The sequence below is a fragment of the Xanthomonas sp. 10-10 genome (assembly GCF_040182365.1).
GTDB lineage: Bacteria > Pseudomonadota > Gammaproteobacteria > Xanthomonadales > Xanthomonadaceae > Xanthomonas > Xanthomonas arboricola_F.
On the sequence record NZ_CP144460.1, the window covers coordinates 4,863,075 to 4,885,584 of the forward strand.

General features: G+C 67.9%; 18 protein-coding genes. 4 read left to right on the forward strand and 14 right to left on the reverse strand.

Annotated elements, in window-relative coordinates; translation table 11 throughout:
* Positions 1 to 199 precede the first annotated feature (199 nt).
* Positions 200 to 847 (reverse strand): cation transporter, encoded by a 648-nt coding sequence (locus tag VZ068_RS20560; RefSeq protein ID WP_349656344.1) that lies wholly within the window; start codon positions 845 to 847, stop codon positions 200 to 202.
* Positions 844 to 4,059: a CusA/CzcA family heavy metal efflux RND transporter gene (locus tag VZ068_RS20565; RefSeq protein ID WP_349656345.1), complete on the reverse strand. Its 3,216-nt coding sequence runs from the start codon at positions 4,057 to 4,059 to the stop codon at positions 844 to 846. The genes VZ068_RS20560 and VZ068_RS20565 overlap by 4 nt, the downstream gene beginning before the upstream one ends.
* A gap of 137 nt (positions 4,060 to 4,196) precedes the next feature.
* Here VZ068_RS20565 and VZ068_RS20570 point away from each other — a divergent pair, with 137 nt between their 5' ends.
* The gene (locus tag VZ068_RS20570) at positions 4,197 to 4,391 is read left to right on the forward strand and encodes a hypothetical protein (protein ID WP_349657795.1); all 195 of its coding nucleotides are present in this window, start codon (positions 4,197 to 4,199) and stop codon (positions 4,389 to 4,391) included.
* A 268-nt stretch (positions 4,392 to 4,659) separates the two neighbouring features.
* Here the strand turns inward: VZ068_RS20570 and VZ068_RS20575 are convergent, their stop codons facing one another.
* The 5 genes from VZ068_RS20575 to rsmG all read right to left on the reverse strand — a co-directional run bounded on the left by VZ068_RS20575 (position 4,660) and on the right by rsmG (position 11,101).
* Positions 4,660 to 5,931: an efflux RND transporter periplasmic adaptor subunit gene (locus VZ068_RS20575; RefSeq protein ID WP_349656346.1), complete on the reverse strand. Its 1,272-nt coding sequence runs from the start codon at positions 5,929 to 5,931 to the stop codon at positions 4,660 to 4,662.
* 185 nt (positions 5,932 to 6,116) lie between these two features.
* A complete protein-coding gene (locus tag VZ068_RS20580; protein WP_349656347.1) occupies positions 6,117 to 7,382 on the reverse strand; it encodes a TolC family protein in 1,266 nt (421 codons plus the stop codon).
* 56 nt (positions 7,383 to 7,438) lie between these two features.
* Positions 7,439 to 7,822, reverse strand: a complete 384-nt coding sequence (locus tag VZ068_RS20585; RefSeq protein ID WP_259157689.1) for a hypothetical protein — start codon at positions 7,820 to 7,822, stop codon at positions 7,439 to 7,441.
* A 429-nt stretch (positions 7,823 to 8,251) separates the two neighbouring features.
* Complete coding sequence (locus tag VZ068_RS20590) at positions 8,252 to 10,060, reverse strand: DUF885 family protein (RefSeq protein WP_349656348.1); 1,809 nt, start codon at positions 10,058 to 10,060, stop codon at positions 8,252 to 8,254.
* A gap of 402 nt (positions 10,061 to 10,462) precedes the next feature.
* On the reverse strand, positions 10,463 to 11,101 hold the full coding sequence (gene rsmG / locus VZ068_RS20595) for a 16S rRNA (guanine(527)-N(7))-methyltransferase RsmG (protein WP_259167224.1): 639 nt from the start codon (positions 11,099 to 11,101) through the stop codon (positions 10,463 to 10,465).
* A 397-nt stretch (positions 11,102 to 11,498) separates the two neighbouring features.
* Between rsmG and VZ068_RS20600 the strand changes: the two genes are divergently transcribed.
* Positions 11,499 to 13,091: an alkaline phosphatase D family protein gene (locus VZ068_RS20600; RefSeq protein WP_349656349.1), complete on the forward strand. Its 1,593-nt coding sequence runs from the start codon at positions 11,499 to 11,501 to the stop codon at positions 13,089 to 13,091.
* Here the strand turns inward: VZ068_RS20600 and VZ068_RS20605 are convergent.
* A complete protein-coding gene (locus tag VZ068_RS20605; RefSeq protein WP_259167226.1) occupies positions 13,070 to 13,666 on the reverse strand; it encodes a 4'-phosphopantetheinyl transferase superfamily protein in 597 nt (198 codons plus the stop codon). The genes VZ068_RS20600 and VZ068_RS20605 overlap by 22 nt on opposite strands.
* 126 nt (positions 13,667 to 13,792) lie before the next feature.
* Between VZ068_RS20605 and VZ068_RS20610 the strand changes: the two genes are divergently transcribed.
* Positions 13,793 to 14,044, forward strand: coding sequence for a GlsB/YeaQ/YmgE family stress response membrane protein (locus tag VZ068_RS20610; RefSeq protein ID WP_259167228.1), 252 nt, complete (start codon positions 13,793 to 13,795; stop codon positions 14,042 to 14,044).
* Positions 14,045 to 14,238: 194 nt separating this feature from the next.
* Here VZ068_RS20610 and VZ068_RS20615 read toward each other — a convergent pair whose 3' ends face one another.
* From VZ068_RS20615 to VZ068_RS20630, 4 genes are read right to left on the reverse strand one after another with little or no spacing between them, the layout of a single operon-like run.
* A complete protein-coding gene (locus VZ068_RS20615; protein ID WP_349656350.1) occupies positions 14,239 to 14,676 on the reverse strand; it encodes a GFA family protein in 438 nt (145 codons plus the stop codon).
* A complete protein-coding gene (gene xth / locus VZ068_RS20620) occupies positions 14,673 to 15,452 on the reverse strand; it encodes an exodeoxyribonuclease III (protein WP_349656351.1) in 780 nt (259 codons plus the stop codon). The genes VZ068_RS20615 and xth overlap by 4 nt, the downstream gene beginning before the upstream one ends.
* A gap of 52 nt (positions 15,453 to 15,504) precedes the next feature.
* Positions 15,505 to 16,716 carry a phosphodiester glycosidase family protein gene (locus VZ068_RS20625; RefSeq protein WP_349656352.1) on the reverse strand — a complete coding sequence of 404 codons (1,212 nt, stop codon included), beginning with the start codon at positions 16,714 to 16,716 and terminating at the stop codon, positions 15,505 to 15,507.
* A gap of 34 nt (positions 16,717 to 16,750) precedes the next feature.
* Positions 16,751 to 19,432 carry a TonB-dependent receptor gene (locus VZ068_RS20630; protein WP_349656353.1) on the reverse strand — a complete coding sequence of 894 codons (2,682 nt, stop codon included), beginning with the start codon at positions 19,430 to 19,432 and terminating at the stop codon, positions 16,751 to 16,753.
* A 106-nt stretch (positions 19,433 to 19,538) separates the two neighbouring features.
* Between VZ068_RS20630 and VZ068_RS20635 the strand changes: the two genes are divergently transcribed.
* Positions 19,539 to 20,684 carry an ROK family transcriptional regulator gene (locus VZ068_RS20635; RefSeq protein ID WP_349656354.1) on the forward strand — a complete coding sequence of 382 codons (1,146 nt, stop codon included), beginning with the start codon at positions 19,539 to 19,541 and terminating at the stop codon, positions 20,682 to 20,684.
* Positions 20,685 to 20,778: 94 nt separating this feature from the next.
* On the opposite strand, the gene VZ068_RS20640 is transcribed toward VZ068_RS20635, so the two are convergent.
* Entirely contained in the window at positions 20,779 to 21,585 is an 807-nt protein-coding gene (locus VZ068_RS20640; RefSeq protein ID WP_349656355.1) for a hypothetical protein, read from the reverse strand.
* Entirely contained in the window at positions 21,585 to 22,475 is an 891-nt protein-coding gene (locus VZ068_RS20645) for a peptidylprolyl isomerase (protein ID WP_349656356.1), read from the reverse strand. Before VZ068_RS20645 ends, VZ068_RS20640 begins: the two co-directional genes overlap by 1 nt.
* Positions 22,476 to 22,510: the final 35 nt, after the last annotated feature.

Genomic DNA, 22,510 nt, shown 5'->3' on the forward strand with positions numbered 1-22,510 from the left:
GTCAAGCTGCCACGCAACGTTGGGAATCAAGAACTTACGCTGGAACCGGCCGGCAACCCCATCGCGCTGGGTACCGCCATCCGGAGCGATCCGGGCACAGCGAGCCGCGCATTATGCACGGCTTTCCCATGTGCCGCAAGCACTTACAGCACGCTGCCGCTAGCGCCGCCGTGGTGCCTCGCCCGACCGTAGCAATGGGTCAGCCGTCGCCGGCTTGCGCCATCACCGCGACCCGACGCAGCTCCGCCAATGCGCCGCGTGCCACCTGCCACGCCGAGCGCAGGAACAGCAGCAGCAATGCCACCGCGATCACCACATCGGGCCAGCCGCGACCGAACGCCCAGACCCCGGCACTGGCAGCCAGCACCGCGACGCCCTCGTAGACATCGTTGCGCGAGCAGGCCCAGGCCGAGGCCAGGTTGATGTCGCCGGTACGGTACGGCCACAGCAGGCGCAGGCACAGCAGGTTGGCGGCGAAGTTCAGCGCCGCCACCAGCCCCATGCTCTGGAACAACGGCAGCTGCGGGTGGGCCAGCTTCCAGCCGATCTCGGCCGCCACCGCCAGCGCGGCCAGCAGGATCAGCCCGGCCTTGAGCAAGGCCACCCGCGCCTTGGCCGCCAGGCTGGCGCCCACCACCGCCAGGCTCAACGCATAGGTCAACGCATCGCCCAGGTTATCCAGGCTGCCGGACAGCAGCGCCGCGGCGCCACTGTGCAGCGCGCCGGCCAGCATCAGCGCGAAGCTGCCGGCATTGATCGCCAGCACCCACCACAGCACGCGCCGTTGACGGGCCTGCATCGCCGCCACCTCCAGCGTCTTGCCGCAGCCGCAGCAGGACCCGCTCATGGCGTGCCTGCCTGCGGCCGTGCCGCCTCAACCGATGTGGCGGGCTGCGACCGCGCACGGTGCAACCAGCGGTACAGCACCGGCAGCACCAGCAAGGTCAGCAAGGTGGACGAGACGATGCCGCCGATCACCACCGTCGCCAGCGGGCGCTGCACTTCCGCACCGGCGCCGACGTTGAAGGCCATCGGCACGAAGCCGAGCGCAGCCACCAGTGCGGTCATCAAGACCGGCCGCAGGCGACTCAATGCGCCCTCACGCAAGGCCTGCTCCAGCGGCATGCCCTGCGCACGCAAACTGCGCACGAAGGCGATCATCACCAGGCCGTTGAGCACCGCCACGCCCGACAACGCGATGAAGCCGACACCGGCCGAGATCGATAACGCCAACCCGCGCATGGCCAACGCCACGACCCCGCCGGTCAACGCCAACGGCACGCCGCTGAACACCACCACCGCATCGCGCAACGAACCGAACGACCAGTACAACAGCGCGAAGATCAGCAACAAGGTGCCCGGCACCACCCAGGCCAGGCGCTGGCCGGCGGAGATCAGTTGCTCGAAGGTGCCGCCGTAGCCGATCCAGTAGCCGGTAGGCAGCGCCACCTCGGCCTGCACGCGTTGCTGCACCTCGGCCACGAAACTGCCCAGGTCGCGATCGCGCACATTGGCGGTGATCACGATGCGGCGCTTGCCGTCTTCGCGATTGATCTGGTTCGGGCCGAGGACGGTTTCAATCCTGGCAACCTCACGCAACGGTACGGTAGTCGGCTCGCCGCTACGCCAGCCGGCCGCGCGGCTGGATTCGTCGGCATCGCCACGCTCGCCATCGCCGCGCAACGGGATCGGCAAATCCGCCAATGCGGCCGGGTCCTGACGCAGACCCTCCGGTAGCCGTACCACGATGTCGAACCGGCGGTCGCCTTCAAACAATTGCCCGGCGGCCTGCCCACCCACCGCGGCGGCTACGGTGTCCTGTACCACGCCGGGATTGAGCCCGTAGCCAGCCAGTGCAGCGCGGTCGGGCACCACTGCCAGCATCGGCAGGCCGGTGGCCTGTTCCAGACTGACATCGGCTGCCCCGGGCACGCTGCTGGCGATCTCCTGCACGCGCTGCCCCAGCTTCACCAGGGTCTGCAGATCGTCGCCGTAGACCTTGATCGCCACGTCCGCGCGCACGCCGGAAATCAGCTCGTTCATGCGCATCTGGATCGGCTGGGTGAACTCGTAGTTGTTGCCAGGCAACTGCTTCACCGCCGCTTCGATCTCGGCTACCAACTGCGCCTTGGACTTGCGCGGATCCGGCCATTGCGCGCGCGGATGCATGATCAGGAACGTATCGGCCACCGATGGCGGCATCGGGTCGGTGGCCACTTCGGCGGTGCCGAGCTTGCCGAACACATGCGCCACTTCCGGAAACTGCTTGATGCGTTTTTCCAGGGTGGATTGCATGGTGATGGCCTGTTCCAGGCTGGTGCCGGGAATGCGCAAGGCATGCAGCGCAATATCGCCTTCATCCAGGTTAGGGATGAACTCGCTGCCCAGCCGCGTGGCCAGCACGCTGCATAACGCCACCGTCGCAAGGGCCGCAATGCCGATCCAGCGGCCGTGGCGCAGCGCGCGATCCAGCAGGGGCGCATACACGCCGCGCGCCCAGCGCATGGCGCGGTTCTCGTGCTCGGCCACCTTGCCGCCGAGCAGCAAGGCGATCGCGGCCGGCACGAAGGTCAGCGACAGCAACATCGCCCCGCTCAGCGCCAGCACCACGGTGATGGCCATCGGATGGAACATCTTGCCTTCGATGCCGGTGAGCGCGAACACCGGCAGATACACCGCGGTGATGATGCCCAGGCCGAACAGGCTGGGGCGGATCACCTCTGCAGTGGCGTCGGCAGTCAGTTCGAAACGCTCATCGCGCTCGAGCACGCGCCCCAGGCGCAGTTGTGCTTGCCCGAAGCGGCGCAGGCAGTTCTCCACGATGATCACCGCGCCATCGACGATCAGGCCGAAATCCAGCGCGCCCAGGCTCATCAGGTTGCCGGACACGCCACCGCGCACCATGCCGGTGAGCGTGAACAACATCGCCAATGGAATCACCGCCGCGGTAATCAACGCCGCACGCACATTGCCCAGCAGCAGGAACAGCACCACGATCACCAGCAAGGCGCCTTCGATCAGGTTCTTGGCAACGGTGACGATGGTGCGGTCCACCAGCGCGGTGCGGTCGTACACCGGCACCGCCTGCACGCCGGCGGGCAAGCTGGCATTGGCCACTTTCAAACGCTCGGCAGCCGCCTGCGACACGGTGCGGCTATTGGCGCCGACCAGCATGAACACCGTGCCCAGCACCACTTCGCTGCCGTCCTGGGTGGCCGCACCGGTGCGCAACTCGCGGCCCTCGCCCACCTGCGCCACATCGCGCACCCGGATCGGCACACCTTCGCGCCGATCCAGCACGATCGCGCCGATCTGCGCGATGTCATCCACCTGCCCCGGCACCCGCACCAGGAACTGCTGTCCATTGCGTTCGATATAGCCGGCACCGATGTTGCGATTGTTCGCCTCCACTGCGCGCGCGACATCGTCCAGCGTGAAACCCAGTGCGACCAGGCGCGCCGGATCGGGCGTGATATGGATCTGCCGCGCGTAGCCACCGATGGTATTGACCTCGGTCACGCCGGGCACATTGCGCAACTGCGGCCGCACCACCCAATCCTGCAGGGTGCGCAGGTCGGTGGCCGTCCACGCGGTGCCATCGGGTTTGCGCGCGTTGGGCTTGGCCTCCACGGTGTACATGAAGATCTCGCCCAGGCCAGTGGCGATCGGCCCCAGCTGCGGCTCCAGCTCGGCCGGCAGCTGTGATTTGACCTGCTGCAAACGCTCGGCCACCTGCTGCCGCGCAAAGTACAGATCGGTGCCATCGGCAAACACGGCGGTGACCTGCGACAAGCCGTAGCGCGACAACGAGCGCGTGGACTCCAGCCCCGGTAATCCCGCAAGCACTGTTTCCAGCACAAACGTCACCCGCTGCTCCGATTCCAACGGCGAATACCCCGGCGCAGCCGTATTGACCTGCACCTGCACATTGGTGATGTCCGGCGTCGCATCGATCGGCAAGCGCGAAAAACTCCATGCCCCGATCGCAATCAACACCCCCGTCAACGCCAGCATCAACCAGCGCTGCGCGATCGCAAACCGGATGATGTTGGTCAGCATGACAGGCCCCTCCGTGCAGACATGGCAATACAGTGCGCCGGCCGCCCCCCTCGTCGTGACACGGACAGACAGCGCCGCCGCCCTATCGCGACACGCCGCAACACTCCAACCAAACACCCACCCGCACACCAGCGCTGTTGCTGTTGTTGTTGCTGCTGTTGTTGCTGCTGTTGTTGCTGCTGTTGTTGTTGCTGCTGTTGTTGTTGCTGCTGTTGTTGTTGCTGTTGCTGTTGCTGTTGCTGTTGTCTGCTTTCGGGGCCCCATACCGCAGCGGCAAGGCCGGCAGATATAACCCGCAGGGCGGCGCGCATGGATGCGCGACGTTTTTGTAAGGGACATGGATGTCCCTTACAAAAATTTCTGCCGGACTTGCGAACCCGCAGCGCCGCAGGCGCGGAGGGCGCGAGGACGGGGTGTGCTTTCTTTTTGGTTACTTTTTCTTTGCACAAGCAAAGAAAAAGTGACTCGCGCCCGCCAGGGCGTGAAAGCCTTTGCCCCAGCCCGACAGGGCGCGAAAGCCTTTGCCTTGGCCTTGGCATGCCCCCCTGCACCCGACAAACACCCTCGATCAGCCACGCACGACCGCTTCTCACCATCAGATCAATGATCATGCGACGCCCCCGACTTTTCGATGTCGGCCTTGACCAGATAGCTCTGCTCCACCACCACCGTATCGCCCACCGCCAAACCCGACACCACCTGCACCTGTTGCGCATCGCGCGCGCCCAGGGTCACCGGCCGCGCTTCGTACACATCGCCCACGCGCACGAACACCACCTCCCAATCGCGAAACTGCTGCAACGCCCCCACCGGCACCACCATCGTTGCCGGCTGCTGGGCCACCGTCACCCGCGCCTTCACTGCCGACCCTGGCCGCCACGACCCGTCGGTATTGCGCAACACCGCGCGTGCCACGGTGCTCTGACTGGCCGTGGCCGTGCCCGGCAACACGCGCTCCAGCGTGGTTTGCGCCACCACGCCATCGCTGATGCGCGTCACCGTCACCGGCGCGCCGGCGGCGATATGCCCCGCGTCGGCGCCAAAGATGTGCAGGTCCACCCACAGGTTCGACAGATCCGCGATCTCGAACAGCGCTTGGCCCTCACCCGCGTTGCTGCCCAGGCTGGCGTTACGCGCCAGCACGGTGCCGCTGATCGGTGCGGTGACCGAGTAGGTGGTCAGGCTGAGATTGCTCTCCACCGTGGCCAGCACCTGGCCGGCACGTACCTGATCGCCGACATTGGCGCGCAGGCTGCGTACCGGCCCGGGAAAGCGCGCGGTCGCCTGCGCCTGCGCCCCTTCTGCCGGCGTCAGCAGACCTTGCACTTCATGCTGATCGGCGATGCTGCCGGCGCCCACCGGCGCCACGCGGATGCCGGCGTCCTGCGCAATCCTGGCGGCAATCGTGGTGCGGCCTTCATAGCTGGAATAAGTCCAGCGATGCGTCTTGCCCTGCACGCTGGCACGCACGTCCACGTCGAACGAATGCGGCTCGCCCACTTCGCTGGCGGCCAGCAGGCTGCCGTCGGCCTGCGCACGCAGCGCATAGGTGTCGACCTTTCCACCCAGCCGCGTGGTCCTGACCTGTACGCTGCCAGCGCTGGCCGGTAACGGTTTGCCGTCGCGATAGAGCCAGGCCTGGAATGTCGGCGGGCGGCCGTCTTCGGCGATCGCAAGCTCCACGCTGTCGCCGTCCTGGCTGAGCAGCCGGCCGCCGTGTTTGCCTTTGGCCTCGTCGGCGTGTTCGGCGCCGCTGCCCTCTTCGGCATGGCCGGCCTCGCTGCCTGCATGGCCCTGGGCGTGGTCATCGGCGCGGCCGCAAGCGCCGAGTAGCAGCGCCAGCAGCAGTGGCGCAAGAATAGAAGGCTTCATCGAAGGAAATCCTTTGGAATGCCGGCGCACTGCGCCAAGCGATACAGCAAATGAGGGGCGCGGCGGCGTGCGATACGGCCGCGTGCACGCAGCGGTGCGCAAGCGGGCGGCGGCGGCGATGCAGGTTGGATCCGCAGAGGTGGACAAAATGGCGTGCAACCGCGCGTACAGCCGGATGGTCGTGGTCATGGAGTCGTCTCCGCCGTGGCCACAAACGGTTGGCCGGTCAGCCGCTGGATCTCGATCAATGCGGTCTGCGCTTCCACTGCGGCAGCGAGTTGCTGCTGCCGTGCATCGCTGCGCTGCGCCTGCAGCTGCGCCCAATCCAGATAACTGGTGGCACCGGCGCGATAGGCGCGTTCTGCGGCGGCATCGGCACGTGCCAGCGCAGGCAGCACTTCATCGCGCATGCGCGCCACCTCCAGCTGGCCGGCACGGTAACGCCCATGCGCGTCGGCCAAGGTGGCGTACAGCTGCAAGGCCTGCGATTGGCGTTCGATGTCCAGTAGCGACAGCTCGGCCTGCGCGGCGCGGATCTCGGGCTGCGCACGACCGGCGCTGCCCAGTGCAAGCGACACACTGCCGACCAGGGCGGTGGCGTTGTTGCCTTCGAGCCGGCGCACACCGACCTGCCAGTCCAGATCCGGGATGGCCTGGCTGCGGGCCAGCTGCAACCGCGCATCGCGCAGGCGCTGCTCGTTGTTCAGGCGCGCCAGCTCCGGCGTGCTGTCGAGTAATTGCGCCAGTACCTCGAACTCGGGGATGGCCGGCAGTTGCAGGGCATCGCCGCTGATCTGGTCGGCCTCAATGCTGCGCGCGCCCCACAGCAGCGCCAGTTGCCGACGTGCAGCGGCCACTTCCAGCTGCGCACGGTCGCGATCCAGTTCCGCACGCGACTGCAGGGCGCGTGCAGTGAGCAGGACCGACTCGGGCGATGCGCCGGCCTGCAACCGCTGGCGGGCGGCGGACACGGTGCGTTGGCGCTGCGCCAGGGTTTCCAGCGCGATGGTGTGGCGCTGGCGGGCGGCGCTGATGGCCAGATAGCGCCGCGCCACGTCGGCCAGCACATCCAGCCGCGCAAGGGCGCGTTGCGGGGCCAGCGCATCGATGCGTGCCTGTGCCAGCGTGCGGCGCGCATCCAGCTTGCCGCCGCGTTCCAGCACGCTGGCCAGGGTGACGGTGAGTTCGGCCTGGTCCAGCGCGCGGGTCGGCCCGCTGCCGAACACGTTTTCGATCTCCGCGCCAACGCGTAGCGGCGGGCGCAACGCGTCGCGCTGCGCCTCGGCAGCGAGCACGGCCTGCTGGCCGTCGGCCAGACGCAGATCGGGATGCTGGTCGGCGACGCGCGCGATGGCGTCGTCCAGGGTCAGCACAGTTTGGGGCGGTACGTCCTGCGCCATGGCGCACGGCACGACCGCGAGGGCGGCAAATGCCGCCAGTCGCAACCACATGAGGGTGTCTCCGCGAATCGGGATCGATGGACAGGCCGGCAGCCGCCGGCAAGGCATCAGGCCGCGATCGGGGGACGCAACAAGGTCTCGATCAGGTGCGAGCGGTAGTCGGTGGTCAGCGCAACCGGGTGCGCGTGTGTGCGCATCGGCAAGGGCCCCCAGGCCATTGCCGGCAGCATCGCCGGGCTATGCCCGTGGCAATACCCGCTGTGCATCAGCGCGTGCAGCAGGCCGGCACCATCGCGCTCGCCGGCATCGTCTTCGTCGGCGCCGTCGTGGCCGTGCGGCGCGCTGTCGTCCAGATGCGCCTGGTCGTGCGCCAGCGCATGCACATCGCCCAGCGCACAGGCCACCGGTGCGACCAGCACGCCCAACGCAAGCACTGCCAGCGCCATCAGGCGCAGCAGGGGGTGCAACAAGCGGGCGCGGCGCAGCAGCATGGTCGGCAGCGTATCGGGGCCAGGGCAGTTACACAATCGCATCCCGAGCGCCGTGCCCGATCCGGGGCGCAAGGCGCTCACCGGCGGCCCTGGCAGGAACGGACCTGGCCGCGAGACGGTCCCGACCAGTTCACGCCAACCGGAAGGATGCGGATGAACCGCCGAAGCCGGGCATCTGGTGTCCCAATGGCCGATCAGAGCTTGCGGCGGTGAGGACATCGGGACGGCATCGCGGCCAGGGCCGCTCCTACAACAGCGTGGTCGCCGGTCCTGCTGCCTGGTAGGAGCGGCCCTGGCCGCGATGCCGTACCGACCAATTCACAGCCACCAGGAGGATGGGGATTGCCCCGAAGCGGTGCGTCCGGTCCGCCGCAGGGGCGATCGATCCCGGCGGCGTTAGCTGCACCGGGACCGTATCGCACGCATCGGTCAGGGCGCGGCGGCGGCCTTGGCCTTGACCGGGCGCGCCTTGCTCTCGGCGATAAAGCCGCGCACCTGTTGTTCCAGCACCGGCAAGGTGACCGAGCCCTGCTTCAACACCACGTCATGGAAGGCCTTGATGTCGAAACGATCGCCCAGTTCGCGTTCGGCTTCGGTGCGCAGCTTGACGATGGTGATCTCGCCCAGCTTGTAGCTCAGCGCCTGGCCGGGCCAGGAGATGTAGCGGTCCACTTCGGTAGTGACTTCGTGCTCGCTGAGCGCGGTGCGGTCGCGCAGATAGGCCAGCGCCTGTTCGCGGGTCCAGCCGTCGTGGTGCACGCCGGTGTCGATCACCAGCCGGCAGGCGCGCCACATCTCGTAGGTGAGCCGGCCGAATTCCTCGTACGGGGTCTCGTAGATGCCCATTTCCTGGCCGAGTTTTTCGGTATACAGCGCCCAGCCTTCGCCATAGGCGGAGATGTAGTTTTCGCGCCGGAACGCCGGCTGCTCGCCCTGCTCAAGCGCCAGCGAGCCCTGCAAGGAATGGCCGGGCGAGGACTCGTGCAAGGTCAGCGCCGGCAGGTTGTACAACGGCCGCGACGGCAGGTTGTAGGTATTGACCCAATAGGTCGTGGCGCCACCGCGCCCGGCGGTCCAGAACGGGGCGATATCGGCCGGCACCGGCTTGATGGTGAAGCGCCCGCGCGGCAGCGTGCCGATGAACCTGCCGACCTGCCCGTCCACCCGCTTGGAAATCCACGCGGCGCGATCGAGCAGCTCCTGCGGCGTCTTGGCATAGAACTGCGGGTCGGTGCGCAGGAAGGCGAGGAACTGCGCGAAGCTGCCCTTGAAACCCACCTGCTGGATGATGGCGTTCATCTGGGTCTGGATCCGCGCCACCTCGTCCAGGCCGATCTGGTGGATCTGCTCGGGCGTCAATTCCAGCGTGGTGTATTCGCGGATTTGCTGGCGATAGAACGCCTTGCCGTCGGGCAGCGCTTCGGCCGCCAGCGTGGTGCGCGCCTTGGGCATGTAGTCGGTGCGGAAGAAGGTGAGCAGTTTGGCGTAGGCCGGAAGCACCGCGCCGCTTACCGCAGCCTTGGCCTGCGCGCGTAGCTGCGCCTGCTCGGCAGCCGGGATCTGCGCCGGCAGTTGCTTGAACGGCGCGTAGAACGTCGACTCGGTGGGGTCCTTCACCTCGGCGACGGTGGCGATGGAAACATCGCGCCCGTCCAGCACCGCGCGCGGCACGCTGAAACCGCGTGCCAGCCCGGTGCGCATGTTGGCGATCTGCTGATCGAAATAGCGCGGCACATCGTTCAGGCGCGCGATGTAGGCGCGGTACTCGGCGGCGGTCTTCATCGGCCGCTGCGCCATGAAGCCCAGGTTGGACCAGAACGAGCTATCGGAATTGAACGGCATCTCGTACAGGCGCAGGCGCACTTCGGCGGCAAGGTTTTCCACCTGCGGGCGATAGATCGCAAGGTTGATCCGGTTGGCGGGCGAGAGCTGCTTCGGGTCGATACCGTCGAGCTGCTTGAGCACCCCCTCCCACACCGCCAGGCGCGCCTGCTGCGCGGCCACGCCGACATCCGGCAGCTTGGTGTTGTCGCCGGTGGTATCGGTGTCTTCATCGGCCTGGCCGGTCTCGGCCTGGCGCCATGCCCACTCTTTCTCGTAGATCGCGCGGAAGCGCGCGTCGGCAGGTGCTTCGGCGGTCAGTGTGGCCGGAGCCGGCGGCGTGGCAGCGTGGGTCGTGGCGGCGAACGAGGCACCCAACAGGGCGAGTGCGAGGGCGGTGGCAAGCGGAGAGGTCACGTGCGGAAAGCCTGATCTGGAGCGAACGCCCGATCATGGCAGCCCGCACGTGAGCTGCCATGGGCCGGAAGTCCCAGCGCGGGCTGGTGCAGGGGCATGGCTAGTGTCGGCGCTGCCCCCATCCGCCCTGCGGGCACCTTCCCCCGCAGGCGGGGGAAGGGAGCTGCTGTGCTCGTCAAGGGCCGGGGAAGGGAGCGGGTGTGCTCCTCAAAGGCGGGGGAAAGGAGCTGGTGTGCTCCTCAAGGGCGGGGGAAGGGAGCTGGTGTGCTCGTCAAGGGCGGGGAAAGGGGACTGGTGTGCTTATCCAGCGAAGGCAGGCGCTGAGCTTGTCGGGGACGCTGCTCGCTCCCTCTCCCGCCTGCGGGAGAGGGTTGGGGTGAGGGCAGCTGAAGGCCGAATGGCTCAGGCCTTGCGCACCACCACCAGATGCCGCTCGCCCTCCAGGCCGGGCACCTGCAACGGGTGCACCTCGCGCAGCGTCCAGCCGGCCGGGAGCGCGGCGATCTCCTCGTGCGGGTAGACGCCCTTCATCGCCAGCAGGCTGCCGCCCGGGCGCAGCAGGTGACCACCGACGGCGATGATGCCGGCCAACGTATCCAGTGCGCGGGCAGTGAGGTGGTCGTAGGCAGCCGGCTCGTCCAGCGCCTCGGCGCGCGACTCGGCCACGCGCGCATTGCGCAGCGCCAGGTGACGCAAGGCCTCGCGCATGAACCGGGCCTTCTTGCCGTTGCTTTCCACCAGGGTCACCTGCAGCTGCGGGCGGGTGATCGCCAGCGGGATGCCGGGCAGGCCGGGGCCGGTGCCCAGATCGGCCAGCGTGCCGCTGGCGATGTAGGGCTGCATGGCCAGCGAATCGAGCAGATGGCGGGTGACCATCTCGCGCGGGTCGCGCACGGCGGTGAGGTTGTAGGTCTTGTTCCAGCGCACCAGCAGTGCGAGATAGCGCAGCAGCGGCGCGGCGAAATCCGCCTCCAGGGATTGGGCCTGCAGGCCATGCGCCAGCGCGGCGGAGACATCGGGGGCAAGTGCGGCATCGTTCATGGCGCGATTATCGCAGTTGGCGATGGCATGGCGGGATTGGGGATTGGGGATTGGGGATTGGGGATTGGGGATTGGGGATTGGGGATTGGGGATTCGGGATTGGGAAGCGGGAAGCGGGAAGCGGGAAGCGGGAAGCGTCGATGCTCGCAGGAACGATCTGAAGCAAACCGGGCGTGCATCGACGCAGCCGGCCTGCGATTGACGGCAATGGCCGGCGCCCCCGACACGGCGTCGCATCGCAGGCGTGCCGCACGGCGTGTCCGGCGATACGGCGCAGCCCTGGCCGGCATCGGCGTGATCCCGGTCACGCGCCCTGGAGCCGTGCCGGTGTCGGACACGCAGCGGTAAGACAGCGGCGCTACATCTGCAGGCTCCCCCACTGCGCGAAGGCCCCCTCATGACCGCTTCCGATCCGGCGCGCCGCCGCGTGCTGCAAGGTTTGGGCGCCGGGCTATTGCTGCCGGCGGCCGGCGGCTGGTCTGCACGCAGTCTGGCCGCGCCTTCCGGGCGGCCGATCATCACCGATGGCGTGCAGAGCGGCGATGTGCGCGACGGCGGCGCGTTGCTGTGGGCACGCGCGGACCGCCCGGCGCGGATGCGGGTGGAATGGGATACGCGGCCGAGCCTGCGCCAGGCGCGTCGCGTGGATGGCCCGATGGCCGTGCCCGCCCATGATTTCACCGCGCGCGTGGATCTGGACGGATTGCCGCGCGACCAGGACATCTTCTACCGGGTGCGCCTGGAGGACGCCGACAGCGGTGTCCTGAGCGCGCCGGTGCATGGCCATCTGCGCAGCGCACCGCAGACCCGACGCGATGTGCGTTTTGTCTGGAGTGGTGACACCGTGGGCCAGGGCTTCGGCATCAATCCCGATATCGGCGGCATGCGCATCTACAGCGCGATGCGCGCACGCAACCCGGATTTCTTCCTGCATAGCGGCGACACCATCTATGCCGACAGCCCGATCCCGGCCGAGCTCACCGTGGAAGACGGCAAACGCTGGCGCAATCTCACCACTGCGGCCAAGAGCAAGGTGGCCGAAACGCTGGACGAATTTCGCGGCAACTACCGCTACAACCTGCTCGACGAGCATGTGCGCCGCTTCAATGCCGAGGTACCGCAACTGTGGCAATGGGACGACCACGAAACCACCAACAACTGGTCGCCCGGCAAACAATTGGATGCGCGCTATCAGGTGCGCGACATCCAGGTGCTGGCCGCACGCGCACGCAAGGCGTTTTTAGAATACGCACCGATGCGCGGAGTGCGCGCCGACGGCAATGGGCGTATCTATCGCAAGATCGGCTATGGCCCGCTGCTGGATGTGTTCGTGCTGGACATGCGCAGTTATCGCGGCGCCAACAGCGACAATCTGCAACCCACGCCGAGCGCGGAGACCGCATTTCTCGGCGCCGAGCAGCTGGCCTGGTTGCAGCGCGCGCTGGCCGGCTCACGCGCGCAGTGGAAAGTGATTGCCGCCGACATGCCGATCGGCTTGCAGGTGCCCGATGGCGAAGAGGGCAACGGGCGCCCGCGCTGGGAAGCGATCGCCAACGGCGATGACGGCGCACCGCGCGGACGCGAGCAGGAGATCGCCACGCTGCTGCGTTTCATCAGCCGCGCGCGCATCCGCAACACGGTGTGGCTGACCGCCGATGTGCATTATTGCGCCGCGCATTACTACCACCCGGACCGCGCCGCGTTTCAGCAGTTCGAGCCGTTCTGGGAATTCGTCGGCGGGCCACTCAATGCCGGCAGCTTCGGGCCGAATGCGCTGGATGCCACCTTCGGGCCGACGGTGGTGTTCCAGAAGGCGCCGCCCGCGCCGAACACCTCACCGTTGGCCGGGTATCAGTTCTTTGGCGAGGTGGAGATCGACGGCGCCAGCGGCGTGTTGACGGTGACCTTGCGCGATCTCGATGGCGTGGCGCAGTTCCGTCAGCCGATCTTGCCGTATGGCACGGCGCCTCACGCGGCGGGCCGGGGATAAAACGCCAGCGCGGCGCGGCAGTCGGGCGCGGCCCACCATTCGTGCAGCTGCCAGTGCGCTGCATCGCCCAGCTCGGGGTCGCACCACTGCAGGCGCAATGCGCCATCTGGCGCCAGCGCATACGCCAGCCGATGCAGACCGAACGACAGGCCATGCCCGTAGGCCTTGAGCAAGGCCTCCTTGGCGCACCACAGGCGGAAAAACAGCGCCTGTTGTGCGTCGGCCTCCAGCGCCGCCAGCAATGCAAGCTCGTCCGGATGAAAGAAGCGCTGCGCGATATCCAGCAGGCGCGGTCGTGCACGGATGCGTTCCAGATCCACCCCCAGCCGCACGCCACGACCCAGCCCGACCAGCAGATACTCGCCACTGTGGCTCCAGCCGGTATCCCAGTCGGGCAGCGCCGGTTGCAGGCCGGGGCGACCGCGCGCATCGCGCAGCAGCGGCACCTCGGCCGGGTCGATCGCCAGGGCCGGGCCAAGCAGCTGCCGCGCCTGCGGTTCGCCACGCTCACCGGGCCGATGCGGACGCAGCCAGAGCTGCACCGGGCCGTGCTGCCAATCGGCATGCACTGTCACGCCGTGCACACCAACCCCAACGCTTGGACCGGGCGCATATCGCGCTCGACAGCTGCTTCACGGCCCGCTGCGTCCAATGCCGCGCATGCACCGCTCCCGGTGCAAGCGAACGAGGAGATTGGCACCATGGGCATCATCATCTGGTTGATCATCGGCGGCATCGTGGGTTGGCTGGCCAGCATCATCATGCGTCGCGATGCACAGCAGGGCATCATTCTCAACGTGGTGGTCGGCATCGTCGGTGCAATGATTGCCGGCTGGTTCCTGGGCGGCGGCATCAACCAGGCAATCACGGTGATGACGTTCGTGTGGTCGTTGATTGGTGCAGTCATCCTGCTGGCCATCGTCAACCTGTTTACCCGCGGCCGTGTGCGCTGAGCGCATCTGACCATGCGGTTCGCGCGCTCGTCAGGGACGTACGGAAGGCGCGTAAGAAACGTAACGGACGCGTCCTCCACGTAGATTCCGGGCGGGCACCTCCCAGCTGACGGTTGCTCACTGGTGTTGCTGGTTGCGCTACATCGCACCATCGCGGTTGCTGCAATGCCCGGGCTTGCCCGGGCATTGTCGTCTCAGCTGCCGGCAGCCATACGGTCAGCCGGGTGGTTGACGCCGTCTTCCACCGGCACCGCGATGTTCAGCGCATAGGGGTTGACGCCTTCCAGGCAGCCGACGTTGTAGCCGTACTCGTTGGGATTGGAGCGGCGGCGGTGATGGGTGTAGATACCGCAGACGCCGCAGAAATAATGCGCGGCGGCGTGGGTGTTGAACTGATACAGGCGCAGCACGTCTTCGCCCTGCAGCACGTGCAGGCCATCGAGCGTGACCGAGGCGACGATGGCGCCACGGCGGCGGCACATCGAACAATCGCAGCGGCGTGGATCGAGCAGGCCGTGCGGCAACTCCAGATCGATCTGCACGGCGCCGCAATGGCAGCTCAGGCGGTGTACCGGCCCCAGCGTCACATCGCCGATCTTGTGGGTGCTGCGACGCAGATGACGCTCGCTCATGCGCCAACCTCCGCCAGTTCCACCCAGGCCGGGGCGTGGTCGCTGGGGCGTTCCCAGGTGCGGGGTTCGCGGTCGATGCCCGACCCGATTGCGCGTGCGCGCAAGGCGTCCGACACCAGGGTCAGGTCGATGCGCAGCCCCAGGTTGCGGCGGTACGCGGCCTGGCGGTAATCCCACCAGCTGAACTGCTCGGCCTGATCGTGATGCAGTCGGAACGCATCGTGCAGGCCCAGCGCCAGCAGTCTTTCCAACGCGGCGCGCTCGGCGGCGGAGGTGAGGATGTGGGTCTCGTTCCACACCACCGGGTCGTGCACATCGCGCGCATCCGGGGCGATGTTGAAGTCGCCCAGGACCACCAGCTGCGGATAGCGCTGCAGCTCCTGCGCGATCCACTCGTGCACCGCATCCAGCCAGCGCAATTTGTAGGCGTATTTGTCGGTGCCCACGTCCTGGCCGTTGACCACGTACAGGTTGACGATGCGCACACCATCGACGGTGGCGGCGATGACGCGTTGTTGCACGTCATCGAACCCCGGGATGCCCATCTGCACGTCCAGCGCCGGCGCGCGCGACAGGATCGCCACGCCGTTGTAGGTCTTCTGACCGCAGAACACGCTGCGATAACCGAGCGCGGCCAGCGCCGCATCCGGGAACTTGTGGTCCTCCAGCTTGGTTTCCTGGATGCCCACCACGTCCGGCGCGAAGTCGGCGAGCCACTGTTGCAGGTGCGGCAGCCGCACGTTGAGTGAGTTGACGTTCCAGGAGGCGATCTTCATGGCGGAGGCCGTGGTCCAAACCGCCAATGGTACCGCGCCATCTGCCGACGCCTCAGGGCTGTCCCGCGATCCGCACCCCCAACTGGTTGGCCACCGGACGTTCGCGTCCCGGAATGCCTGTGTGGATGGGGCGGTTGAGCGTGCGCACGCGGCCGTCGACGCGGGCGGCCAGGGTGCTGGAGCCGCCGCCGTCAAGGTTGATCGCCGCGTGGGCGCCGAGTTGCTGCAGCACGGCGGTCAGTGCGTCCAGGGTCATGCCGGCGCTGTAGCCGGGCTGGCGGCCGTCGGCCACCACCATCCACAAGGTCTTGCCGGCACGGTCCAGGCCCAGCGCGCTGCGCGGTTCGGGGCCGTCGTAGTAGTCGGCACGGCTGGCTTCGCGCGGTTGGCGCCTGCCATCGAGCAACAGCAGCGGGCCGGCGCCCACACCGACGCGCGTGCCGGCCGGGCAACTGCCGCGCACGATATGCACCGCGTTGCGCGTACTCACGCAGAAAGCGGCATCCACGCGCGCATCGCCGGTGGCGGCGGCCGAATCGAGATGGCCGTCGTCGATCGCCAGGCCTTCGGCGGTCACGCCCTGCCCGATTGCCGGCACGAAGGCCTTGTCGAACAGATGCCCGCCATCGAACGGCAGGAAGTAGTCGGCATTGATCGCCAGCGCCAGCCCGCCATCACGCACGAAGGCGGTGGTAGGGGTGGCGAGAAATTCGCCACCGCCGCTGCGGTCGCCGTGCGTGCCGACCAGCTGCAGGCCCGGCGTGGTCAGGTCGATCCGTGCGATGTGCAGCATCACCGGCTGCGGCCCATCCACGCGCTGGCGCCAGTAGCGCACGCCGGGCGCCAGCGTGACCGGCGCGGCGGGCGCAGGCTCCGCCTGCACCAGCGGCTCGATGGTCGCGCGGGCACGCGCCTGCGCGTGATCCAGCGCGGCCAGCACCGCAGCGATGCGGGCCGGCGGCGTGCGCAACAGCAGGGCTTGCGCCGGTGCCGACTGCAGCAGCTGCGCCAGATCCGCGCAGCGCGCGCCGTTGCAGGGCTGCGCGTCGCTGCCGACCCGTGCCGGGCCCTCGGCATCGTCGATGACCTGCAGGGCAATGCGATTGTGCTCGGCCGGTTTGCAGCGGCTGACCGCCGCCAGCACATCGTCGGGCCACTGGCCCCAGCAATCGCCGCTGACGATGGTCTCCATCGCTACGAACGGCGGCGTTGCTGCGGGCGTGGTGGCTTGCCGGCCGCACGCATTGCCGATGGATGCTGCCATCAGGCAGGCAAGCAGCGCCGACGCAAGACGTCGATCAGAACGCATAGTCCACTCCCAGGTAGTACGCGCGGCCGTTATCCAGTTGCTCGCGCATCAGTTGCTGATCGGCGCCGATGACGCGGGTCAGCCGCGCATTGCTGAGATTGCGGCCCTGCAGGGTCATGCGCAGCTTGTTGGTGAAGCGCCACGCCAGCTGCGCGTCGTAGCTGGTGATGGCGTCGTAATAGCGGTCGTTGACGCGGTTGTCCGTGGCCGCCGACAGCAACTGCAGGCCGGTGTAGTTGGCGCTGACGCGCGCACTGAAGCGGCCGATGTCATACAGCAGCGAGGCATTGGCGCTGCGTTTGGGCGATTCCATCAGGCCGGGCAGCGCGCGCAGGCTGCCATCGCTCATCTGCACGTCGGCGGTGCGCGGATCGAGCAGGGTCAGATTGGCCATCGCGCCAAGATGCGACCAGGCGCCGGGCAGAAAATCGAAGCGCGTATCGATGACGGTGAACTCGACGCCGCGCACGCTGGCCGCACCGGTATTGATCGCCTGGGTGGTGGTGACCTGATAGGTGCCGACCAGCCCGCCTGGATCGCGCTGCAGATCGGTGCTGGTGACGCGCACGATCTCGTCGTCGATGCGCTTATGGAAGAGCGCCATCGACAGCTGCGCATCCTGATCCGGATACCACTCCAGCGACAGGTCCAGATTGTCGGCGCGGCGTGGGCGCAGCTGCGGGTTGGCGATGCTGCGGTTGATGGTCAAGCCGGTGGTGTCCACCACCGGACTGCTGTTCTGGCCGATATCGCCGTAGGTGGGTAGGCCGATGCTGCGGCTGCCGGCCATGCGCAGCTTCAGCGCCGGGGTGATGTCCCAGGCAAGGTTGGCCGATGGCAACAGGAAGCGGCGGTCGCTGGCGTCCGATTGCTGCAGATAATTGGTGGTGCTGCTCAGCGGCTGCGGCACTGCGCTGAGCACCTCGCGTTGCAGATACTCGTTGCGCAGGCCGAACGTGGCCTGCGTGCGCTCGCCATGCCAGGTGCCCATCAGGTAGGCCGCGCCATTGCGTTCGTCGATGCGGAAATCGCTGATCGCACTGTTGCGCGCGTTGGTGCCTGCCAGCACGTAAGCGCCTGGAGAGGCGTCCGCAAACGCGGCCACCCGCGCCGGATCGACCAGCAGCAGGCAGCTGAAATCGGCGTACGGGCAGATGCGTGCATCGTCGCTGCCCACGGTCGCCAGGCTCACCCGCCCCACCGGATTGCGGCGTACTTCATCCAGGTTGTAACGCTGTTGCAGATCGCGGTACTGCAGGCCGGCGCGCAGCCCCCACCCCTGCGCATCGGCATCGGCGTTCTGGCTGTAGTCGACCTTGACGGTGGTGGTGTCGGTGCTGCTCTTTTCCACCCGGGTCAGGAAGTACGACTGCAGGTAATTGGCCGGATTGCCGTAATAGCCGGGGTCGACCAGGGCGATGGTCGGGCGCCTGTGGTCGCCCAGCGCGTAGCCGAATCCCAGCCGTGCGGACGCGGACGCGGACGCGGTGAAGACATCTTCGCGCGTGTCTTGTCGATACTTGCCGGTGGCACGGTTGAACAACACATCGAGGTGGCCCTGCTGATGGAGGCGGAAGCTGCCGCTGGCCTGCGCGTAGCGCAGCGTGCGGGTCTGGTCGAAGCGGTTGGCATCGGTCTGTGCGCTGCCCTGCGCGTAGCGGCCGGCGTCGGCATCGGCCACCGCCGCATTGCCGACCCGGTTGATCCACTGCGAGCGACGTTGTTCGTCGTTGTCGTGTTCGAAGGAGCCGGCGCTCAACGCCAGTTTCAGCGCATCGCCATCGTCGTACTCCAGCTTGCCGAACACGCTGCGGCGCTGACGCACGTTGTCGTAGCTGAGCGGGCGGAACCGGTCCGGCGCGATCGCCATGCCGTCGGTGTCGAGCGTGGGAGTCAGGGTCTGCCGTGCGCCGTTGGCGTAGTAGCTGTAGCTGTCGATGGCGGTGTTCAACGACGCCGAATCGCGGCGGAAGTAATCGGCCGACAGCACCACGCCGAAGCGATCGTCCGGCCCGAAGGTGTCGCTGACACTGCCCTGCACCTGCCCGGACGGGCCGCTGCCCTGCAGTTGCCGGTGGTTTTCCCAGTCGGCCAGGTTCGCGCGCACGCTGGCGAACGGGCCGTCGTGATCGAACGCGCTGCGCGTACGCAGCGACGCGATGCCGCCGATGGCATTGCTGTCCATGTCGGCGTTGAAGGTCTTGTAGATGTCCACCTGCTGCGCCAGCGATGCGGGGATCACATCCAGCGACTGCACGCGGCGGCTGGTTTCGGTGGATGGCAGCGCCACGCCGTCGATCAGCACCGTGTTGTAGTCGGGGTTGAAGCCGCGCAGGCTCATGAACTGCGCTTCGCCGCGGCCGTTGTTGACAACCATCGACACGCCCGGCACCCGCTGCAGCGCTTCGCCCAGGCCGAAGTCCGGGATCGAGCCGATATCGTCGGCAGCCACGCCATCGGAGACCACCGCCGCTTCGCGCTTGGCGCCGATGGCCTGGTGGATCGACAGGTGCTGGCCGGAAACCTGCACGGTGTCCAGCTGTACCGGTGCCTCGCTGGCGGGAGCCGCCGCTGCCGGCAGCGGCTCGACGGCATGGGCGTTGAGGCTGGTGCCGATACACAGGGCCAGCAGACAAAGACGGGGGCACGGGTGGGTGCTGAAGCGGGACATGGGACGGCCGGTCGAGGATGAGCTCGACAATTTAATAACTTACTGTGAATTAATTATTTCAGGCAGGCGCAGGTAAGCTAGCCGCTCCCCCGTGACACCGCGTGCCATGCCCTCCACCGTCGCTTTTGCGCTGCCTCCGCACGCGCCAGCCCTGCCCGGCTTGAGCCTCAACGAGCGCGACATGCTCGACCGCCTGCGGCTGGCCGGGGTGCTGACCCGCGCCGACCTGAGCCGCGGCACCGGGCTGACCGTGCAGACGGCGGTGCGCCTGATCGAAGGCCTGCAGGCGCGCGGTATGGTGCAGATGGGCAGCAGCATCGCCCGTGCCGGGCGTGGCAAGCCGGGCGTGGCGGTGTCGTTGAACCCGGGCCACGGCCACACCCTGGGCATCTCCATCGCCACCGACGCGCTGAGCCTGGCGCTGATGGACTTTTCCGGTGCGGTCCTGGCCGCCACCGACGTGGCGCTGACCGATACCACCTTGTACGGCGTGCTGGCCCAGCTCCAGGCCGCCGATGCCGCGGTGCTTGCGCGTGTCGACACGGCAGGCCCGCGCCTGGGGATCGGTGTGGCGGTGAGCGGGTTCTTTACCGGCGTGGACAGCTTCATCAATCCGCCCGAGCCGCTGCGCGCCTTGGGCCAGATCGCGCTGTGTCCGTGGCTGGCCGAGGCCTTTGCGCAGCCGGTGTGGATGGACAATGACGGCAGCGTGGCTGCGGCCGGCGAGGCGATGCTCGGCGCGGGCCGGCGATACCGCGACTTCGCCTACCTCTACCTCAGCTACGGCTTCGGCGGCGGGCTGGTGGTCGACGGCCAGGTGCTGCGCGGCGCGCGCGGCAATGCCGGCGAGTTCGCCGGCATGCTGCCTGCGCAGAACCTCGAACGCGCCACGCTGGAACTGCTGCGCGAACTGCTGGCCGACGACGGGATCGCGCTGCCGGATATACGCGCGCTGCTGGCCGCCTACGACCCCACCTGGCCGGCGATCGAGCGCTGGATCGCACGCAGCGCGCCGGGCGTATCGCTGATCGTCTCGGCGATCACCGCGGTGTGCGACCCGGAGGCCATCGTGTTCGGCGGTCGCCTGCCGGCCGATCTGGCGCAGCGCCTGATCGCCGCGGTGCAGATCGACAACCAGCCGCGTCGCGGCCAGGGCCGCCCGCTGCCGGCGCTGCTGCCGGCCGAAGCGCCGGCCGATGCCTGCGCGATCGGGGCGGCGACGCTGCCGTTGAAGGCGCGCTACTTCCGTTGAGTGGCGGCCATGCCGTGGCTGCGGGCGCCAGCGGGTAAGTTGCCTGGTCGCCGGGCGCACGCGCGATAGCGGCAATTGGCCTGGATGCGCTGCATCACCGAGCTGCCGCAGCGCGTGTGCGGCAGCAATAGCCGAACAGTTCCACCGCCAGCGCACGTGCCTGTTGCTGCTGCTGTTGGGTCATCGACTCCAGCAATTCTTCATCTGCCAGCAACGGTGCCGCAGCATCCAGCGCGCGGCCTGGCGGTTGGCGCGCGGCCAGCCGCCACGCAGCGGCATACACCGGGTCGGGTGCATGCAGCAGCGGCGATTCCACTACCTGCGCCAATGTCTCGATGGCGTCGCGATGGCCTGCCAGCGCCAGCGTTTCCAACTCGGCCACAAGCGCTGCCACCTCCTGTTCGTCGCTCGCCGACAGTTGCGCGGGCACGCCGGCGGGTGCGGCGGCCACCGCACGTTGCAGCAGCTCGGTCGCGCGCTGCGCAAGCAGATAGCGTTGCGCGTCGGCATCGCCGTGCGCCGCGGCCGTGCGCAGCAGCGCCTCGATCTGCAGCTGCGTGCCGGCGACGCAGCGACGACCCTCCACCGGCGGCAGGCGCGCACCGCCGTGCGCGATCTGCGCTGCCCGTTGCTCACCCTGCTGGCGACAGGCCAGCTGTTGCATGGCGCTGTCGAACAAACCCTGATCGATGCGCGCAGGCGGCTGCGACGATGCACCCCCCGCATGCAGCCCATGACTCGCAGCGAGGCCGCTCTGCAGGTGCGACGCGGCAGGCGTGTGCAGGCTCCACGCCCCGGCAACCGCCATTGCCGCTGCCGCGCCTACCGCGCCCGCCAGCGGCCAGCGCGACCGGGGCCGATGGCATGGCCGCGCACCGACGTTCAGCGCCGGCGCCGGCATCAACGCAGCGCCGCTTCCAGCGCGGCGCGATCGAACTGCAACGGATTGGCCTGGCGCAGACGTTCCAGCGCAGCAGTGGCGGCCTGGTCGCGCAATTGCACTTCGATCTGCCCGCGCGCTGTCTCCAGCGTGGCGGGTATGCGCGCATCCACGCGGATCAGGTGATATCCGTCCGGCCCGCGGACAGGGGCCGACACCTGCCCCACGCCCAGCCCCTGCACGGGCGCAACAAAGACATCGGCCACGTTGCGCAGGAAGATCGATGACAACTGGCCACCCTCGGCCGCGGTGCTGCCGTCGTCGGATTCGCGCATCGCCAGTTCTTCGAAGGGCGTGCCGGCATCCAGCTGCCGCTTGAGCCGCTGTGCGCGTGCCAGCGCCTGTGCATCGGTCAACGGTGTGCCACGTCGGGCATCGCCTTGGGGCTGCAAGGCCACGAACAGATGGCTGAGGCGGACTTCGTCGTAATCGTGCGGATGCGCATCGAACTGGGCCTGCACCTGCGTCGCGTCGATGGACGCGGCATCGCGTGCGCGCCGCCGCATTGCCTCGGCAAGAATGGCATCGGTGGCCTGCCGGATGTGCGCGGCCACCACCGGGTCGTCCTGCAGATGCGCCTGGCGCGCCTGCTCCATCAGCAGCAGCCGGTCGGCGAATTCGCGAACGAAATTCGGGTCGGCCGCAACGGCCGGATTGGCGTTCTGCGGCAGGTCGGCCAGGGCCAGCGCGCGATACTCCGGCGCACTGAATGTCTGGTGTCCAATCTGCAGCACTTTTGCGGAAGCCGGGCCAGTGTGCAGCAGTGCATCGGCCGTGGCGGCCTGCGCCAGCGGTGTGCAGCAGGCAAGGCTCAACCAAAGCAGCCTGAAACAATGCGGTGTGGAAAACATGGGCAATCTCCGTCATGGCATGAACCGGCGGCGGC

Coding starts and splice junctions, on each gene's coding strand:
- rsmG (WP_259167224.1), bottom strand. CDS start 11,101: ATGAACGATGCCGCACTTGCCCCCGATGTCTCCGCCGCGCTGGCGCAT.
- VZ068_RS20560 (WP_349656344.1), bottom strand. CDS start 847: ATGAGCGGGTCCTGCTGCGGCTGCGGCAAGACGCTGGAGGTGGCGGCG.
- VZ068_RS20565 (WP_349656345.1), bottom strand. CDS start 4,059: ATGCTGACCAACATCATCCGGTTTGCGATCGCGCAGCGCTGGTTGATG.
- xth (WP_349656351.1), bottom strand. CDS start 15,452: ATGAAGATCGCCTCCTGGAACGTCAACTCACTCAACGTGCGGCTGCCG.
- VZ068_RS20630 (WP_349656353.1), bottom strand. CDS start 19,432: ATGTCCCGCTTCAGCACCCACCCGTGCCCCCGTCTTTGTCTGCTGGCC.
- VZ068_RS20600 (WP_349656349.1), top strand. CDS start 11,499: ATGACCGCTTCCGATCCGGCGCGCCGCCGCGTGCTGCAAGGTTTGGGC.
- VZ068_RS20610 (WP_259167228.1), top strand. CDS start 13,793: ATGGGCATCATCATCTGGTTGATCATCGGCGGCATCGTGGGTTGGCTG.
- VZ068_RS20580 (WP_349656347.1), bottom strand. CDS start 7,382: ATGTGGTTGCGACTGGCGGCATTTGCCGCCCTCGCGGTCGTGCCGTGC.
- VZ068_RS20615 (WP_349656350.1), bottom strand. CDS start 14,676: ATGAGCGAGCGTCATCTGCGTCGCAGCACCCACAAGATCGGCGATGTG.
- VZ068_RS20645 (WP_349656356.1), bottom strand. CDS start 22,475: ATGTTTTCCACACCGCATTGTTTCAGGCTGCTTTGGTTGAGCCTTGCC.
- VZ068_RS20585 (WP_259157689.1), bottom strand. CDS start 7,822: ATGCTGCTGCGCCGCGCCCGCTTGTTGCACCCCCTGCTGCGCCTGATG.
- VZ068_RS20575 (WP_349656346.1), bottom strand. CDS start 5,931: ATGAAGCCTTCTATTCTTGCGCCACTGCTGCTGGCGCTGCTACTCGGC.
- VZ068_RS20625 (WP_349656352.1), bottom strand. CDS start 16,716: ATGGCAGCATCCATCGGCAATGCGTGCGGCCGGCAAGCCACCACGCCC.
- VZ068_RS20635 (WP_349656354.1), top strand. CDS start 19,539: ATGCCCTCCACCGTCGCTTTTGCGCTGCCTCCGCACGCGCCAGCCCTG.
- VZ068_RS20640 (WP_349656355.1), bottom strand. CDS start 21,585: ATGCCGGCGCCGGCGCTGAACGTCGGTGCGCGGCCATGCCATCGGCCC.